This is a genomic window from Pseudomonas sp. MEJ086 (genome assembly GCF_030209025.1).
In the GTDB taxonomy this organism is placed as follows: Bacteria; Pseudomonadota; Gammaproteobacteria; order Pseudomonadales; family Pseudomonadaceae; genus Aquipseudomonas; species Aquipseudomonas fulva_A.
This window is the reverse complement of the sequence record NZ_JARVSV010000007.1, coordinates 70,346-86,605: the sequence shown is the minus strand read 5'-3', so window position 1 is coordinate 86,605 and position 16,260 is coordinate 70,346. Positions and strand designations below refer to the sequence as shown.

Here is a 16,260-nt window from a genome sequence, read left to right as displayed (position 1 = left end):
GGCATGAGGTGAAGCTATGTTAAATCGAGAGCTCGAAGTCACCCTCAACCTTGCCTTCAAGGAGGCACGTGCCAAGCGTCATGAATTCATGACGGTGGAGCACCTCCTGCTGGCTCTTCTGGACAACGAAGCCGCAGCCAGCGTGCTGCGCGCCTGTGGCGCCAGCCTGGACAAGCTGCGCAACGATCTGCAGGAATTCATCGACTCGACCACGCCGCTGATTCCACAGCATGACGAAGAGCGTGAAACCCAGCCAACACTGGGCTTCCAGCGCGTTCTGCAGCGTGCGGTGTTCCACGTGCAAAGCTCCGGCAAGCGTGAAGTGACCGGCGCCAACGTACTGGTCGCGATCTTCAGCGAGCAGGAAAGTCAGGCCGTGTTCCTGCTCAAGCAGCAGAGCGTGGCGCGTATCGACGTGGTCAATTTCATTGCCCACGGCATTTCCAAGGTGCCTGGCCAGGGAACATCCCCGGACGCCGAGCAGGAAATGCAGGACGAAGAGGGCGGTGAGTCCTCGTCTTCCAGCAATCCGCTGGATGCCTACGCCAGCAACCTGAACGAATTGGCGCGTCAGGGCCGTATCGATCCGCTGGTCGGCCGTGAGAACGAAGTCGAGCGTGTGGCGCAGATTCTCGCCCGCCGCCGCAAGAACAACCCACTGCTGGTTGGCGAGGCGGGCGTCGGCAAGACGGCCATCGCCGAAGGGCTGGCCAAGCGCATCGTCGACAATCAGGTGCCTGATCTGCTCGCCGACGCAGTGGTCTACTCCCTCGATCTGGGCGCACTGCTGGCGGGCACCAAGTACCGCGGCGATTTCGAGAAGCGCCTCAAGGCACTGCTCACCGAGCTGCGCAAACGCCCCCACGCGATCCTGTTCATCGACGAGATCCACACCATCATCGGCGCCGGTGCTGCGTCGGGTGGCGTCATGGACGCTTCCAACCTGCTCAAGCCGGCGCTGTCGTCGGGTGAGATCCGCTGTATCGGCTCCACGACCTTTCAGGAGTTCCGCGGAATCTTCGAGAAGGATCGTGCCCTGGCACGGCGCTTCCAGAAGGTCGACGTGGTCGAGCCATCGGTGGAAGACACCATCGGCATCCTCAGGGGCCTCAAGGGGCGCTTCGAGCAGCACCATGACATCGAGTACAGCGATGAGGCGTTGCGTGCAGCTGCCGAGCTGGCTTCGCGCTACATCAACGATCGGCACATGCCCGATAAGGCGATCGACGTGATCGACGAGGCGGGTGCCTATCAGCGTCTGCAGCCGCAGGACAAGCGCCTCAAGCGCATCGACGTCCCGCAGGTCGAAGACATCGTCGCCAAGATCGCGCGGATTCCGCCAAAGCACGTCAGCAGCTCCGACAAGGAATTGCTGCGTAACCTGGAGCGCGACCTGAAACTGACCGTATTCGGTCAGGACGCTGCCATCGATTCGCTCGCCACTGCCATCAAGCTGTCGCGCGCAGGCCTCAAGGCGCCGGACAAGCCGGTCGGCTCGTTCCTGTTCGCCGGCCCGACTGGCGTCGGCAAGACCGAGGCGGCTCGTCAGCTGTCCAAGGCCCTGGGTGTCGAGCTGGTACGTTTCGACATGTCCGAGTACATGGAGCGACACACCGTGTCTCGTCTGATCGGCGCCCCTCCTGGCTATGTCGGTTTCGACCAGGGAGGCCTGCTGACCGAGGCCATCACCAAGCAGCCGCATTGCGTGCTGCTGCTCGATGAAATCGAGAAGGCGCACCCGGAAGTCTTCAACCTGCTGCTGCAGGTGATGGACCACGGCACCCTGACCGACAACAACGGGCGCAAGGCGGATTTCCGCAACGTCATCCTGATCATGACCACCAACGCCGGTGCCGAAACGGCCTCGCGGGCGTCGATTGGTTTCACCTATCAGGATCACTCGTCCGATGCCATGGAAGTCATCAAGAAGAGCTTCACGCCGGAGTTCCGCAACCGCCTGGACACCATCATCCAGTTCGGCCGCCTCAGTCACGAAACGATCAAGAGCATCGTCGACAAGTTTCTCATCGAGCTGCAGGCGCAGCTCGAAGACAAGCGCGTCATGCTCGAGGTCAGCAACGCTGCGCGTGACTGGCTGGCGGAGCAGGGTTACGACGTGCAGATGGGCGCGCGGCCAATGGCTCGTCTCATCCAGGATCGGATCAAGCGTCCGCTGGCGGAGGAGATCCTCTTCGGCGAGCTGTCCGAGCATGGCGGTACCGTCCATGTGAATCTCGAGAACGGCGAACTGACGTTCGATTTCGAGACCACGGCGGAAATGGCCTGAGGCATGGCTGGCGGGCTCGTCGAGCCCGCCAAATCAGGCGGATTACGCTGCAAGAGCAACGAAAACGCCCGGCATATGCCGGGCGTTTTCATTACCGCACGAAGCAGGTGGGAGCGTGGCTCCTACCTGTTAGCGGGCGCGGTAGGTGATGCGACCCTTGCTCAGGTCGTAAGGGGTCAGCTCTACGCGGACCTTGTCACCAGTCAGAATGCGGATGTAATTCTTGCGCATCTTTCCGGAGATGTGCGCGGTAACGACGTGCCCATTTTCCAACTCCACACGAAACATGGTGTTGGGCAGGGTGTCGACGACAGTGCCTTCCATTTCGAAGCTGTCTTCTTTCGACATGCAGTAAAGCCCTCGGTATCCAATGAATGGCCCGGCGCAACTGGCCCCAGGCAAAAGCGGCGTGCATTGTGCCCGAAAAACGGGGTTGACGCCAAGGGTCTGTTCCTGTTTCGGCGACGCAGTCGTGCCGAGGTGCGCAAAGCCGTCAGGTAAGGGCTACCCAATGCTGATTGACGAACAGCTCGATGGGTCGATATTGCGTCTTGTAGTTCATCTTTCGGCAGTTCTTGATCCAGTAGCCCAGATAGACCGCCTGGAGCCCCATTCGCAGCGCCTCACCGATCTGCCAGAGGATCGCGAAGCGCCCCAGGCTGCGGCGCTCCTCGTCGGGGTCGTAGAAGGTGTAGACCGCCGACAATCCATTAGGCAACACGTCGGTGACGGCGATGGCCAGCAGGCGGCCATCTTCGCGAAACTCGTAGAAGCACGAGAACGGCAGGTCGCGGACCAGGAAGGTGGAGAACTGCTCGCGACTCGGTGGGTACATGTCGCCGTCGGCATGGCGCTGCTCGATGTAGCGAACGTACAGCGCGTAGTACTCCTCGCTGAATACCGGGCGCACCGCACGTACCTGAATCGACTCGTTGCGCTTGAGGATCTTGCGCTGCTGTCGATTGGGCACGAAGCGGGCAGCCGGAATCCGCGCGGGCACGCACGCCGTGCAGCGCTGACAGTGCGGGCGGTAGAGATGATCGCCGCTACGCCGAAAGCCGAGCTCGGAAAGCTCGGCATACATATGCGCATCCATGGGCTGACTGGGATCGAGGAACAGGGTGGTGGCCTGTTCCTCGGCCAGGTAGCTGCAAGGGTGCGGCTGGGTGGCGTAGAACTTCAGGCGAGCCAGCTCAGTCATGATCGACTCCCTAGGTTAGCCTGGAATGAGTGTATGCCAGGTCGCTGGCCTCCACCAGAACAGGCCTGTCACCCGTCGGTTGGTTGTAGCGGCGCCAGCCAGTGGGCGGTGCTGGGCTGATCGAGATAGCGCTGCAGATAGTCAGCGAATTGCGCGCGGCTTATCGCCCGGGCACCCAGGCTGTGCAGGTGCTGGGTCGGCATCTGGCAGTCGATCAGTTCAAAACCCCAGCGCCTGAGGTGCTCGACCAGGGTCACGAAACCGACCTTGGAGGCATTGTCGGCGCGGCTGAACATCGACTCGCCGAAGAACAGCTTGCCCATGGCCAGGCCGTAGAGCCCGCCGACCAGTCGCTCGTCTTGCCAGATCTCCACGCTGTGAGCCACGCCACGCCCGTGCAGCTCGATGTAGGCCTGTTGCATGGGCGTGGTGATCCAGGTGCCGTCCGCATAGTCGCGTGGCGCGGCACAGGCTTGAATGACATCCGGGAAGGCCTTGTCGAAGCTGACCCGGTAATGCCCCTGGCGAATGACCTTGCGCAGGCTGCGCGATACATGCACTTCGTTGGGAAACAGCACCGTGCGAGGGTCTGGCGACCACCACAGCAGCGGCTGCCCGTCCTGGTACCAGGGGAAGCAGCCGTGTCGATAGGCGGCGATTAGCCGGTCAGCGCGCAGGTCGCCGCCAGCGGCCAACAGGCCGTTGGGCTCGCGCAGGGCCTTGTCGAGGGGCGGAAAGGTCAGAGAGTCGCGTTGCAACCAGGTGAGCATTGGCGAAACCGCGGCAGGGGAGGGCGGGTTTTACACCGCCCAGGTTGATCAGTTGTCGTCGAGGAATTTTTCGACGTCGAGGGCAGCCATGCAGCCAGCGCCGGCCGAGGTGATGGCCTGGCGGTACACGTGGTCGGCCACGTCACCGGCAGCGAAAACACCCTCGATGCTGGTGGCGGTGGCGTTGCCTTCGTTGCCGCCCTTGATCAGCAGGTAGCCATCGCGCATCTCCAGCTGGCCCTGGAACAGGTCGGTGTTCGGTTTGTGACCAATGGCGATGAATACACCGGCCAGCGGCAGATCGCTGGTGCTGCCGTCCAGGGTGTTGCGCAGGCGGGCGCCGGTTACGCCAGTGGCGTCGCCGAGGACTTCTTCCAGGGTGTGGTTCCAGTGCAGGCGCATGTTGCCGTTGGCCACTTTGTCGAACAGCTTGTCCTGGAGGATCTTCTCCGAACGCAGCTTGTCGCGGCGGTGCACCAGGTGCACTTCCTTGGCGATGTTGGAGAGGTAGAGCGCCTCTTCGACAGCCGTGTTGCCACCACCGATCACCGCGACCACCTGATTGCGATAGAAGAAGCCATCACAGGTCGCGCAGGCGGAAACGCCCTTGCCGGCGAATGCCTCCTCGGACGGCAGGCCCAGGTATTGAGCCGATGCGCCGGTGGCGATGATCAGCGCGTCGCAGGTGTAGGTGCCACTGTCGCCCTTGAGGGTGAACGGATGGCTCTGCAACTCGGCGGTGTGGATGTGGTCGTAGATGATCTCGGTTTCGAAGCGCTCGGCGTGTTTCTGCATGCGTTCCATCAAGCCCGGGCCTGTCAGGCCTTCGACGTCACCCGGCCAGTTGTCCACTTCGGTCGTGGTGGTGAGCTGGCCGCCAGGTTGAATGCCGGTGATCACGACAGGCTTCAGATTGGCACGAGCAGCGTACACGGCAGCACTGTAGCCGGCGGGTCCGGAGCCCAGGATAATCAGGCGGGAATGCTTGACTTCGCTCATAAAAACACCTCATAAGCCTTTGTCACAAAAGAGAATGCGTGCTCAAATTGAGCCGCACGGACGAATAGTGGCCGCTATGCTACACCGAAGCACGAAGCTAGCGGGAGCGGGGTGGGGCGATCAGCCCCCATCAGCGGTGCGGCATGCCGTACAATGGCGACGTTTCGTCCTCTACCGATCATGCGGCGCGCTACTGGCGCAGGAACAAATGCGTTTTGAAGAATTCTAGCTCTACAGCACCGGCGCCGGCCTGGCGTCAGCAACTGCCGTACCGCCTCAAGGAGGGTGCGCTGATCGCCCTTGGGGCCTTGTGCCTCTATGTGTGGATGGCACTGCTCACCTACGATCCGGCCGACCCGGGCTGGACCCATACCAGCAACGTCGAGCAGGTGCACAACGCCGCTGGTCGTGCCGGCGCCTGGTTCGCCGATGTGCTGTTCATGGCCCTCGGTTATTTCGCCTATCTCTTCCCGTTATTGCTCGGCATAAAGGCGCTGCAGGTCTTCCGTGCCCGTCACGAACCCTGGCACTGGAGCGGCTGGCTGTTCTCCTGGCGCCTGATCGGCCTGGTGTTCCTGGTGTTGTCGGGCGCAGCACTGGCCTATATCCACTTCCAGAGCAGCGCAGGCATGCCGGCATCGGCAGGCGGTGCGCTGGGTGAAAGCCTCGGCCAACTGACCGTCGCGGCCTTGAACGTGCAGGGCAGTACGCTGCTGTTCATCGCTCTGTTCCTGTTCGGCCTGACCGTGTTCACCGACCTTTCCTGGTTCAAGGTCATGGACCTTACCGGCAAGATCACCTTGGATCTGCTGGAGCTGGTGCAGAGCGTGGTCAACCGCTGGTGGAGCTCGCGCCAAGACCGCAAGCAACTGGTTGCGCAACTGCGTGAAGTGGACGAGCGCGTTCACGACGTGGCGGCCCCGGTGGTGCGTGATCGTCGCGAGCAGGCCAAGGTCAAGGAACGCCTGATCGAGCGTGAAGAGTCGCTCAACAAGCACATGAGCGAACGGGAAAGCCGTCCCGCTCCGGTGATTACCGCTCCGGCCGCGCCCAAGGCGCCCGAGCCGAGCAAACGGGTGCAGAAGGAGAAACAGGCGCCGCTGTTCGTCGACAGCGCCGTGGAAGGCACGCTGCCGCCAATCTCGCTGCTCGACCCCGCAGAAGCCAAGAAGATCGAGTACTCGCCAGAGTCCCTGGCGGGTGTCGGGCACCTGCTGGAGATCAAGCTCAAGGAATTCGGTGTCGAGGTGTCGGTCGATTCGATCCATCCCGGCCCGGTGATCACCCGCTACGAAATCCAACCCGCCGCTGGCGTCAAGGTCAGCCGAATCGCCAACCTGGCCAAGGACCTAGCGCGCTCGCTGGCGGTGACCAGCGTGCGTGTGGTCGAAGTGATTCCCGGCAAGACCACCGTGGGTATCGAAATCCCCAACGAGAACCGGCAGATCGTGCGTTTCTCCGAGGTGCTGTCGACCCCCGAATACGACGACGCCAAATCGCCGGTCACCCTGGCTCTGGGTCACGATATCGGCGGCAAGCCGGTGATCACCGACCTGGCGAAAATGCCCCACCTGCTGGTCGCCGGTACCACCGGTTCCGGTAAGTCGGTGGGCGTCAACGCGATGATTCTGTCGATCCTGTTCAAATCGGGGCCGGAAGACGCCAAGATGATCATGATCGACCCGAAAATGCTCGAGTTGTCGATCTACGAAGGCATTCCCCATCTGCTCTGCCCGGTCGTCACCGACATGAAGGAAGCGGCCAACGCGCTGCGCTGGAGCGTTGCCGAGATGGAGCGCCGCTATAAACTGATGTCGAAGATGGGCGTGCGTAACCTGGCAGGCTTCAACCGCAAGGTGAAGGATGCCATCGAAGCGGGTGAGCCGCTGTCCGATCCCCTGTATCGCCGCGAGAGCATGGAAGACGAAGCGCCGCTGCTGAAAACGCTGCCGACCATCGTCGTCGTCGTGGACGAATTCGCCGACATGATGATGATCGTCGGCAAGAAGGTCGAAGAGCTGATCGCACGTATCGCCCAGAAGGCACGGGCGGCGGGCATCCACCTGATTCTCGCTACCCAGCGACCGTCGGTGGACGTGATCACCGGTCTGATCAAGGCCAACATTCCCACCCGTATGGCCTTCCAGGTATCGAGCAAGATCGACTCGCGCACCATCATCGACCAGGGCGGTGCCGAACAGCTGCTCGGCCACGGTGACATGCTCTACATGCCGCCAGGTACCAGCCTGCCGATTCGCGTGCACGGCGCCTTCGTCTCCGACGACGAGGTGCACCGTGTGGTCGAAGCCTGGAAGCTGCGTGGCGCACCGGACTATAACGAAGACATTCTGGCCGGCTCCGAAGAGGGCGGTGGTGGCTTCGACGGTGGTGGCGGTGGCTCCGACGGTGGCGACGACAGCGAGTCGGATCCACTGTACGACGAAGCGGTCAATTTCGTGCTGGAAAGCCGCCGCGCGTCCATCTCCTCGGTGCAGCGCAAGCTGAAGATCGGCTACAACCGCGCCGCCCGCATGATCGAAGCCATGGAAATGGCCGGCGTGGTAACGCCGATGAATACCAACGGTTCGCGCGAGGTCATTGCACCCGGGCAGAACCGCGACTAACACCCTGACAGAGGATTCACATGCGCCTGATTCGCCTGATGTTGCTCGCCGTGCTGAGTACCGCGAGCCTGTTCGCCCATGCTGACGATGAAGCCGCTGTACAGCGCCTGACCCAGTTGCTCAACCAGGCGCAGACCATTACCGCGCGCTTCTCCCAGCTGTCCCTCGACGGCAGCGGCACCCAGCTGCAGGAGACTTCCGGCGAGCTGGCCCTCAAGCGCCCGGGCCTGTTCCGCTGGCACACCGACGAGCCGATGGAGCAATTGCTGGTTTCCGACGGCAAGCAGGTGTGGCTGTACGACCCGGATCTCGAGCAGGTAACCATCCAGTCCCTCGACCAGCGCCTGACCCACACACCGGCGCTGTTGCTCTCCGGTGATGTGTCGCAGATCCGCGAGAACTTCGAGATCACCTTCAAGGAAGGCGGCAGCGTGGTGGACTTCATCCTCAAGCCGAAGTCCAAGGACACCTTGTTCGACAGCCTGCGCCTGTCGTTCCGCAACGGTGTGCTGAACGACATGCAATTAATCGACAGCATTGGCCAGCGCACCAACATTCTGTTCATGAGCGTGAAGATGAACGAGCCTCTGGATGACAAGCAGTTCAGCTTCGAAATCCCCGAGGGCGCGGACGTCATTCAAGAGTAGGTAGTCGTGGATCTGTTTCGCAGTGCGCCCGTCGCCCAGCCACTGGCCGCCCGTCTGAGGGCGACCACGCTGGACGAATACGTTGGTCAGGAGCATCTGCTGGCCCGCGGCAAGCCGCTGCGCGAAGCGCTGGAGCAGGGCGCCTTGCACTCGATGATCTTCTGGGGCCCACCCGGCGTCGGCAAGACTACCCTGGCACGCTTGCTGGCACAGGTCACCGATGCGCATTTCGAGACCATTTCCGCGGTGCTGTCCGGGGTCAAGGAGATTCGTCAGGCCGTCGAGGTCGCCCAGCAGCACGCCGCCCAGTATGGCCGCCGCACCATTCTGTTCGTCGACGAAGTGCATCGTTTCAACAAGTCGCAGCAGGATGCCTTCCTGCCTTACGTGGAAGACGGCACGCTGATCTTCATCGGCGCGACCACGGAAAACCCTTCGTTCGAACTCAACAACGCCTTGCTGTCCCGCGCGCGCGTCTACGTTCTCAAGAGTCTGGATGACGCGGCGCTGCGCAAGCTGGTCGACCGCGCGCTGAGCGAGGCCAAAGGGCTGGGCGAGCGACAACTGAAGCTGCCGGACGACAGCTTCGACATTCTCAAGAGCGCGGCGGACGGTGACGGCCGACGCTTCCTCAACTTTCTCGAGAACGCTGCCGACCTGGCCGATGACGGCGGTGAGATCAGCACCGAATTGCTGCTCGACCTGCTTGGCGATACCCGGCGGCGGTTCGACAAGGGCGGCGAAGCCTTTTACGACCAGATTTCCGCGCTGCACAAGTCGGTGCGCGGCTCCAGCCCGGACGGGGCCCTGTACTGGTTCGCACGCATGCTCGATGGCGGTTGTGATCCGCTGTACATCGCCCGGCGCGTGGTGCGCATGGCCAGCGAGGACATCGGCAATGCCGACCCCCGCGCACTGACCCTGTGCCTGAATGCCTGGGACGTCCAGGAACGCCTCGGCAGCCCCGAAGGCGAGCTGGCCGTGGCCCAGGCCATCGTCTACCTGGCCTGCGCGCCGAAGAGCAATGCCGTGTACAGCGCCTTCAAGGCCGCCATGCGCGATGTCGCCGAAAACGGCTCGCGTGAAGTGCCGCTGCACTTGCGCAATGCGCCGACCAAACTGATGAAGCAGCTCGGCTATGGCGACGAATACCGCTACGCCCATGACGAGCCCGAAGCCTACGCGGCTGGCGAAGACTACTTTCCCGAAGACATCGAACCGCGCCGCTATTATCAGCCGGTGCCACGTGGCCTGGAGCTGAAGATTCGCGACAAGCTCGCCCATCTGGCCGATCAGGACGCCAACAGCCCGCGGCAGCGCAGAAAGCCATGATGGTGACCATTTTCGCCGTCGCCGTTGGCGGCGCCCTCGGCACCCTGGCGCGTTTTGCCGCGGGTAACTGGGTCAATGCCCACTGGCCGCAGCATTTCTATGCGGCAACCTTGCTGGTGAACCTCGTCGGCTGCCTGCTGATCGGGGTACTCTACGGTCTGTTCATGCTACGCCCCGAGGTGCCACTGCCGATCCGCGCAGGGTTGATCGTCGGCGTGCTGGGCGGCTTCACGACATTTTCTTCATTTTCCCTGGACACCCTGCGCCTGCTGGAAAGCAGCCAGGCGCCATTGGCCCTTGGCTATGTGGCGGTAAGTGTACTGGGCGGCCTGCTCGCTACCTGGGCAGGCCTTTCGCTAACCAAAATCTGATCGACGAGAACCTGAAATGCTCGATTCCAAACTGGTGCGCAGCCAACTGCACGAAATTGCCCAGCGCCTGGCCACCCGTGGCTATGAACTGGACGTGACCCGCGTTGAAGCCCTCGAGGCTCAGCGCAAGTCCGTTCAGACCCGTACCGAGCAATTGCAGGCAGAGCGCAACAGTCGATCCAAGTCCATCGGCCAGGCCAAGCAACGCGGTGAAGACATCGCGCCGTTGCTGGCCGAGGTCGACCGCATGGGCAGCGATCTGGAAGAGGGCAAGCGCGAGCTGGACGCCATCCAGGTCGAGCTGGACAACCTGCTGCTGAGCATTCCCAACCTGCCGGACGATTCGGTGCCGGTCGGTGCCGACGAAGACGACAACGTCGAAGTACGCCGCTGGGGCACGCCGAAGGCCTTCGACTTCACCGTGCAGGATCACGTCAGCCTTGGCGAGCAGCACGGCTGGCTGGATTTCGAAACCGCCGCCAAGCTGTCCGGTGCGCGCTTTGCCTTGCTGCGTGGCCCGATCGCCCGCCTGCACCGCGCTCTGGCGCAGTTCATGATCAACCTGCACACCGCCGAGCACGGTTACGAAGAAGCCTATACGCCTTATCTGGTGCAGGCCCCGGCACTGCAGGGCACGGGTCAGCTGCCGAAGTTCGAGGAAGACCTGTTCAAGATCAGCCGCGAAGGCGAGGCCGACTTCTATCTGATTCCGACCGCCGAAGTGTCGCTGACCAATATCGTGGCCGGCGAGATCGTCGATGCCAAGCAACTGCCGCTGAAGTTCGTCGCGCACACGCCGTGCTTCCGCAGCGAGGCCGGTGCATCGGGCCGTGATACCCGCGGCATGATCCGCCAGCACCAGTTCGACAAGGTCGAAATGGTCCACGTGGTCGAGCCGGGCAAGTCCTTCGAGGCGCTCGAGGAACTGACCGGCCATGCCGAAAAGGTTCTGCAACTGCTCGAACTGCCGTACCGCGTCCTTGCCCTGTGCACCGGCGACATGGGCTTCAGCGCAACCAAGACCTACGACCTGGAGGTCTGGGTGCCGAGCCAGGACAAGTACCGCGAGATTTCGTCCTGCTCCAACTGTGGCGACTTCCAGGCCCGCCGCATGCAGGCGCGCTATCGCAACCCGGAAACCGGCAAGCCGGAACTGCTGCACACCCTCAACGGCTCCGGCCTGGCGGTGGGCCGTACCCTGGTGGCGGTACTGGAGAACTACCAGCAGGCCGACGGCAGCATTCGTGTTCCCGAGGTGCTCAAGCCCTACATGGGTGGTATCGAAGTGATCGGCTGATCCATGCGTAACGGCGGCACTTCAGCGTGCCGCTTGGCATAGTATTTCAGGCCCCGAGCTGAGTCTCGGGGTCGCCATTTTCAACACGTCGCTTGCGAGCGACCGCAATGGGCATCGTCATGGACTTTCTTCCCCTGTTCCACAAACTGCAGGATCGCCGCGTGCTGGTGATCGGCGGCGGCGAGATCGCCCTGCGCAAGGCGCGCCTGCTGGCCGATGCCGGGGCCTGCCTGCGTGTCGTGTCGCCCGAGGTGGGCAGTGAGCTGCGCGAACTGGTGGAGCAGGGCACGGGCGAGTTGCGCCTGCGCAACTACCAGCCCGACGATCTGAGCAGCGTATCGCTGGTGATTGCCGCGACCGATGACGAAGCCCTGAATGCCCAGGTATCCCAACAGGCTCAGGCCATCGGCCTGCCGGTCAACGTGGTGGATGCACCAGCGCAGTGCAGCGTGATCTTTCCTGCCATCGTCGACCGCTCGCCATTGATCGTCGCGGTCAGCAGCGGCGGTGATGCGCCAGTGCTGGCCCGGCTGATTCGCGCCAAGATCGAAACCTGGATTCCGGCTACCTACGGTCAGCTGGCCGGTCTGGCGAAAGTCTTCCGGGCACATGTCAAGAGCCTGTTTCCCGACGTGCAGCAGCGCCGGGTGTTCTGGGAAGACGTATTTCAGGGGCCGATCGCGGAAAGCGTGTTCGCCGGCAAGCTAGGCGAAGCCCGCCGCCTGCTGGAGGACAAGGTCAGTGGTGCTGCGCCTCGGGCGCTGGGTGAGGTGTATCTGGTCGGTGCAGGCCCGGGCGATCCCGATCTGCTGACCTTCCGCGCCCTGCGCCTGATGCAGCAAGCCGATGTGGTGCTCTACGATCGCCTGGTCGCTCCTGCGATCATCGAACTGTGCCGCCGCGATGCCGAACGCATCTACGTTGGCAAGCGTCGCGCCGATCACGCCGTTCCCCAGGAACAGATCAACCAGCGCCTGATCGACCTGGCCAAGGCCGGCAAGCGCGTGCTGCGCCTCAAGGGCGGAGATCCGTTCATCTTCGGCCGGGGTGGCGAAGAGATCGAGCAACTGGCCGCCCATGGCATTCCCTTCCAGGTGGTACCGGGGATCACCGCGGCCAGCGGCTGCTCCGCGTATGCGGGCATTCCGCTGACCCATCGCGATCACGCGCAATCGGTGCGATTCGTCACCGGCCACCTCAAGGACGGCAGCGCCGACCTGCCCTGGTCGGAGCTGATCGCGCCCAGTCAGACCCTGGTGTTCTACATGGGCCTGGTCGGCCTGCCGACCATCTGCCAGCAACTGGTCGCCCACGGCCGTGCCGCGAGCACACCGGCAGCGCTGGTGCAGCAGGGCACCACGGAAAATCAGCGGGTATTTACCGGCACCCTGGCCAATCTGCCCGACCTGGTCGCACGCCACGAGGTGCACGCGCCCACGCTGGTGATCGTCGGCGAAGTGGTGCAGTTGCGGGAAAAACTGGCCTGGTTCGAGGGCGCCCAGGACACGGCTCGATAGCGTCGTGTGCCGCTTACCGGTAGCCTGTGCTCGAGCGTGGCTGTACTCCGGTCGACCCTTCCCGGGTAACGCCACGCTCAACGCCGGGCGACGAGAGCGAGCCACCCTGGAGTGATGGTTTCCGGGGTTCGCTGCGCTCCATGCACGCCACAGGCTAAGGGATCAATGCTTGCGGTTGACCAACTGCGCCGCCTTGATCACGTCGCTGCCGATCTCGCCTTCGAACTGCTGCCATACCGGGCGCATGGCTTCGCGCCAGGCTTCACGCTGTTCCGGCGTGAGGGTGATGATCTGGCTCTTGCCGGAGGCCTCGATGCGACGGCGATCGGCCAGGTTGGCTTCTTCTGCCTGGCGATTCACCGCGTAGGTAACCTCGTCGATGATGGCCTCGAGCTCGGTGCGAATCTGGTGAGGAATGCCGTACCAGAAGCGCGCATTGCTGATCAGCATGTAGTCGAGCACACCGTGATTGGTCTCGGTGATGAACGGCTGAACTTCGTGCAGGCGCTGGCTGTAGAGGTTCGACCAGGGGTTCTCGGCACCCTGTACCTGACCGCTCTGCAGCGCCTTGTAGACCTCGGCGAACGGCAGCTTCGCCGATTTGGCGCCCAACTGGGCGAACTGCGCGTCGAGTACATTGGAGTTCTGGATCCGGAAGGTCAGGCCCGAGGCATCGGTCGGCAGGCGCAGGGCCTTGGTTGCCGACATCTGCTTCATGCCGTTGTGCCAATAGGCCAGCCCCACGATGTTCTGATCTTCCATCGAGCGCAGTAGCTGGCGGCCCTTGGCGCGCTTCTGAAAGCGGTTGACCGCTTCCAGGTCGTCGAACATGAACGGCAGGTCGAACACCTGAAGCTGTTTGGTGTACTTGTCGAACTTGGCCAGCGACGGGGCCAGCATCTGCACTTCGTTGTTGCGCAGCGCTTCCAGCTCGTTGGCGTCGCCATACAGGGACGAGTTGGGGTAGACCTCGACCTTGACCTTGCCTTCCAGGCGCTGGTCGACCAGGCGCTGAAACATCAACGCTCCCTGGCCTTTTGGCGTGTCGTCAGCCACCACATGGGAGAGCTTGATCACCAATGTGGCTTCTTGGGCATGGGCAGTGTAGGAGGTGAGCGTCAGGGCGCAGGCGGCCGCAACGGCGATCTTTTTGAACATGCGGGTGACCTTATTCTTATCGACTATTTTCAGGTCGGACGCCGGTTGGCGTGAGCGTCCGTGCTAGAACCGGGAACGGTTGTTCGCGGAGTCTACTGCAAACGCCGCGTCCTATTTGTGACATCCGTCCGAGGAGCGGAAGGAAGACGGGCAGATTGCCGTCAAACGTCTGCTTTTACCGGTATAGCCGCATTCTTGGCTGCGATCCACTGGGACATGTACTGGGTGCTCTTGTGCTGATGATGACGCAGCATGGCCCCCACGAAATTGCTCTGACGATGTTGCTCTCGGGTCGCGAACAGCTGATTCAGGCGGGCCACCAGCGCTTCGCCGAGCAGCGGGCGGTCGAAACGCGCGTCGAGCAGGGCATATCCCTGCCGCTGCGCGTCGAGCCAGCGCGTTTCGTCCTCGTACAGCTGCACCGCCGCATCGGCGAATGAGTTGGCGTCGGTCGCGATGCTACCGGGCCACGGCAGCTCGCCATTCATGCCTTCGCTACCGATTGGCGTGGTCACGCTGGGCGTGCCGCAGGCCATGGCATCGGCCAGTTTGCCCTTGATCCCGGCGCCGAAGCGCAGGGGGGCCAGACAGATCCTCGCCTGTGCCATCACCTGGTGAGCATCGTCGACCCAGCCGAGTACATGAAAGCCCTGCTTGGGGTTGTGCAGTGCCGTAGCTTTTGGCGGCGGATAGGCACCGTAAACGTGCAGTTGCGCCTGTGGCAGGCGCGCGCGGATCGATGGCCACAGCGCATGCTTGAGCCACAACACGGCATCCCAGTTCGGCGCGTGCCGGAAGTTGCCGATGCTCAGGAAGTGTTGTCGCTCGGCAAAAGGCAGGTCGTCGAGCGCAGGCGGAATCAGCATCAACGCACAGTCGTGCAGCAGCGCTGCCGGCACACCGAACTGCTCCTGCAGCAGGTTCATCTCGAACTCGGAAATCATCAGGGTGAGGTCGCAACGATAGATCGACGCGATCTCGCGCTGCGCCATGTCGCCATCCGCCATAGCCTCGTACAGAACCTGTGCAGTGGCGTGTACCGGGCCGACCTGTTGCCGCTCGGTTTCGTTCGAGCAGGCCTGCTGGCTGGCCTTGAGCAAGCCGTGACGGGCATCGCGCAAGCAGTGCAGATCGCTGGTGTCGAGCACTCGCAGGGCTTGTGGCCAGGCGCGCTCGACACGCCAGGCGAATTGCTCTTCGGTGAAAAAACGGTCGAACAGCACCAGATCCGGCTGCAGTTTGGCGACGAGGGTATCAAAGCTGTCGCAGTTCAGGGCAACGGCCACTTCGGCGACCTGCAACTCGCTCAGGTCCGCGCGGTGCGAAGACAGCGCCGCAGCACTGGCGAAGGTGACCTGCCAGCCCTGGCCGCGAAACACGCCGAGCAGTTCGAGCATGCGGCTGCCCGCTGCGGACGAACGGGGTTCCGGCCAGACGTAGCCGATGACCAATACCTTGCGCATACCGGGCTCAGCGTTTGCCGCGGATGCTGCGCCACAGGGTGAACAGCACCAGCGCGAACAGCGCGGCGATGCTTGCCAGGGTCCAGACGGTGAAGGGCAGGCCGAGAATCTTGTAATCGTTCTGCCCGCAGATGCCACCGCTCATGAACACGCCCGGCCAGTATTCGTGCAGAGGCAGGGTCTGGTAATAGAAGGGGAAGGGCGAGCAGCTGAAGCTCTCCATGACGCCCAGCTCGATGAGCGTGACGTGGGCGTTGTCGATCAGCGCCATGCCGCTGGCGGCGAGCAGCAGCGGCCACAGCAGCACCGCCAGCCAGGTCTGCCGGGCCGCTGCGGCGGCGCTGAGCAGCAGGGCGATGACGGTGGTCAGGGCCAGCCACAGACGGATCTGCACGCACAGCGTGCAAGGCTCCCAGCCAAAGACGTGTTGCGCGATCAGCGCGCCGGCGAGCATGGCGGCGCTGGCCAGAGCGATCACGAGCAGTAGCGGGGCGGGCGTGGTAGAGCGGGACATGAACTTCTCCAACGAGACGGGACGGCCGGGCCACGGCGACAAGCTGCCGTTTGTACCGGAAGGTGGCGTGCGCGGCAATC

At 63.0% G+C, this 16,260-nt stretch carries 14 protein-coding genes; 7 read left to right on the top strand and 7 right to left on the bottom strand.

Annotated features, from left to right (window positions below; translation table 11 throughout):
• Positions 1-16: 16 nt before the first annotated feature.
• Positions 17-2,287, top strand: a complete 2,271-nt coding sequence (gene clpA, locus QRN22_RS04580; protein ID WP_042552650.1) for an ATP-dependent Clp protease ATP-binding subunit ClpA — start codon at positions 17-19, stop codon at positions 2,285-2,287.
• A 129-nt stretch (positions 2,288-2,416) separates the two neighbouring features.
• Here clpA and infA read toward each other — a convergent pair whose 3' ends face one another.
• The 4 genes from infA to trxB all read right to left on the bottom strand — a co-directional run bounded on the left by infA (position 2,417) and on the right by trxB (position 5,257).
• Positions 2,417-2,635: a translation initiation factor IF-1 gene (gene infA, locus QRN22_RS04575; protein ID WP_002553999.1), complete on the bottom strand. Its 219-nt coding sequence runs from the start codon at positions 2,633-2,635 to the stop codon at positions 2,417-2,419.
• Positions 2,636-2,780: 145 nt separating this feature from the next.
• Complete coding sequence (locus tag QRN22_RS04570) at positions 2,781-3,488, bottom strand: arginyltransferase (RefSeq protein ID WP_042552651.1); 708 nt, start codon at positions 3,486-3,488, stop codon at positions 2,781-2,783.
• A gap of 68 nt (positions 3,489-3,556) precedes the next feature.
• The gene (gene aat, locus QRN22_RS04565; RefSeq protein ID WP_042552652.1) at positions 3,557-4,258 is read right to left on the bottom strand and encodes a leucyl/phenylalanyl-tRNA--protein transferase; all 702 of its coding nucleotides are present in this window, start codon (positions 4,256-4,258) and stop codon (positions 3,557-3,559) included.
• A gap of 48 nt (positions 4,259-4,306) precedes the next feature.
• A complete protein-coding gene (trxB, locus tag QRN22_RS04560) occupies positions 4,307-5,257 on the bottom strand; it encodes a thioredoxin-disulfide reductase (RefSeq protein WP_042552653.1) in 951 nt (316 codons plus the stop codon).
• Positions 5,258-5,472: 215 nt separating this feature from the next.
• On the opposite strand from trxB, the gene ftsK reads away from it, so the two are divergent.
• From ftsK to cysG, 6 genes are all read left to right on the top strand, one after another.
• A complete protein-coding gene (gene ftsK / locus QRN22_RS04555; RefSeq protein WP_042552654.1) occupies positions 5,473-7,881 on the top strand; it encodes a DNA translocase FtsK in 2,409 nt (802 codons plus the stop codon).
• Between the two features lie 20 nt (positions 7,882-7,901).
• Complete coding sequence (gene lolA / locus QRN22_RS04550) at positions 7,902-8,528, top strand: outer membrane lipoprotein periplasmic chaperone LolA (protein ID WP_042552655.1); 627 nt, start codon at positions 7,902-7,904, stop codon at positions 8,526-8,528.
• Positions 8,529-8,534: 6 nt separating this feature from the next.
• Positions 8,535-9,860 (top strand): replication-associated recombination protein A, encoded by a 1,326-nt coding sequence (locus QRN22_RS04545; RefSeq protein ID WP_042552656.1) that lies wholly within the window; start codon positions 8,535-8,537, stop codon positions 9,858-9,860.
• On the top strand, positions 9,857-10,231 hold the full coding sequence (crcB, locus tag QRN22_RS04540) for a fluoride efflux transporter CrcB (protein WP_042552657.1): 375 nt from the start codon (positions 9,857-9,859) through the stop codon (positions 10,229-10,231). The genes QRN22_RS04545 and crcB overlap by 4 nt, the downstream gene beginning before the upstream one ends.
• 16 nt (positions 10,232-10,247) lie before the next feature.
• Positions 10,248-11,528, top strand: coding sequence for a serine--tRNA ligase (gene serS, locus QRN22_RS04535; RefSeq protein WP_042552658.1), 1,281 nt, complete (start codon positions 10,248-10,250; stop codon positions 11,526-11,528).
• 119 nt (positions 11,529-11,647) lie between these two features.
• Positions 11,648-13,045, top strand: coding sequence for a siroheme synthase CysG (gene cysG, locus QRN22_RS04530; RefSeq protein ID WP_042552679.1), 1,398 nt, complete (start codon positions 11,648-11,650; stop codon positions 13,043-13,045).
• 162 nt (positions 13,046-13,207) lie between these two features.
• On the opposite strand, the gene QRN22_RS04525 is transcribed toward cysG, so the two are convergent.
• The 3 genes from QRN22_RS04525 to QRN22_RS04515 all read right to left on the bottom strand — a co-directional run bounded on the left by QRN22_RS04525 (position 13,208) and on the right by QRN22_RS04515 (position 16,180).
• Positions 13,208-14,203: a TRAP transporter substrate-binding protein gene (locus QRN22_RS04525; RefSeq protein ID WP_042552659.1), complete on the bottom strand. Its 996-nt coding sequence runs from the start codon at positions 14,201-14,203 to the stop codon at positions 13,208-13,210.
• 161 nt (positions 14,204-14,364) lie between these two features.
• Complete coding sequence (locus QRN22_RS04520) at positions 14,365-15,666, bottom strand: glycosyltransferase (protein WP_042552660.1); 1,302 nt, start codon at positions 15,664-15,666, stop codon at positions 14,365-14,367.
• Positions 15,667-15,673: 7 nt separating this feature from the next.
• Positions 15,674-16,180 carry a disulfide bond formation protein B gene (locus QRN22_RS04515; protein WP_052493753.1) on the bottom strand — a complete coding sequence of 169 codons (507 nt, stop codon included), beginning with the start codon at positions 16,178-16,180 and terminating at the stop codon, positions 15,674-15,676.
• Between the last annotated feature and the right edge of the window lie 80 nt (positions 16,181-16,260).

Excerpts from the sequence above, each read along its gene's own strand:
- QRN22_RS04525 (WP_042552659.1), bottom strand. The coding sequence starts at position 14,203 with ATGTTCAAAAAGATCGCCGTTGCGGCCGCCTGCGCCCTGACGCTCACC.
- serS (WP_042552658.1), top strand. The coding sequence starts at position 10,248 with ATGCTCGATTCCAAACTGGTGCGCAGCCAACTGCACGAAATTGCCCAG.
- infA (WP_002553999.1), bottom strand. The coding sequence starts at position 2,635 with ATGTCGAAAGAAGACAGCTTCGAAATGGAAGGCACTGTCGTCGACACC.
- QRN22_RS04570 (WP_042552651.1), bottom strand. The coding sequence starts at position 3,488 with ATGACTGAGCTGGCTCGCCTGAAGTTCTACGCCACCCAGCCGCACCCT.
- crcB (WP_042552657.1), top strand. The coding sequence starts at position 9,857 with ATGATGGTGACCATTTTCGCCGTCGCCGTTGGCGGCGCCCTCGGCACC.
- clpA (WP_042552650.1), top strand. The coding sequence starts at position 17 with ATGTTAAATCGAGAGCTCGAAGTCACCCTCAACCTTGCCTTCAAGGAG.
- trxB (WP_042552653.1), bottom strand. The coding sequence starts at position 5,257 with ATGAGCGAAGTCAAGCATTCCCGCCTGATTATCCTGGGCTCCGGACCC.
- aat (WP_042552652.1), bottom strand. The coding sequence starts at position 4,258 with ATGCTCACCTGGTTGCAACGCGACTCTCTGACCTTTCCGCCCCTCGAC.
- cysG (WP_042552679.1), top strand. The coding sequence starts at position 11,648 with ATGGACTTTCTTCCCCTGTTCCACAAACTGCAGGATCGCCGCGTGCTG.
- QRN22_RS04520 (WP_042552660.1), bottom strand. The coding sequence starts at position 15,666 with ATGCGCAAGGTATTGGTCATCGGCTACGTCTGGCCGGAACCCCGTTCG.
- QRN22_RS04515 (WP_052493753.1), bottom strand. The coding sequence starts at position 16,180 with ATGTCCCGCTCTACCACGCCCGCCCCGCTACTGCTCGTGATCGCTCTG.
- lolA (WP_042552655.1), top strand. The coding sequence starts at position 7,902 with ATGCGCCTGATTCGCCTGATGTTGCTCGCCGTGCTGAGTACCGCGAGC.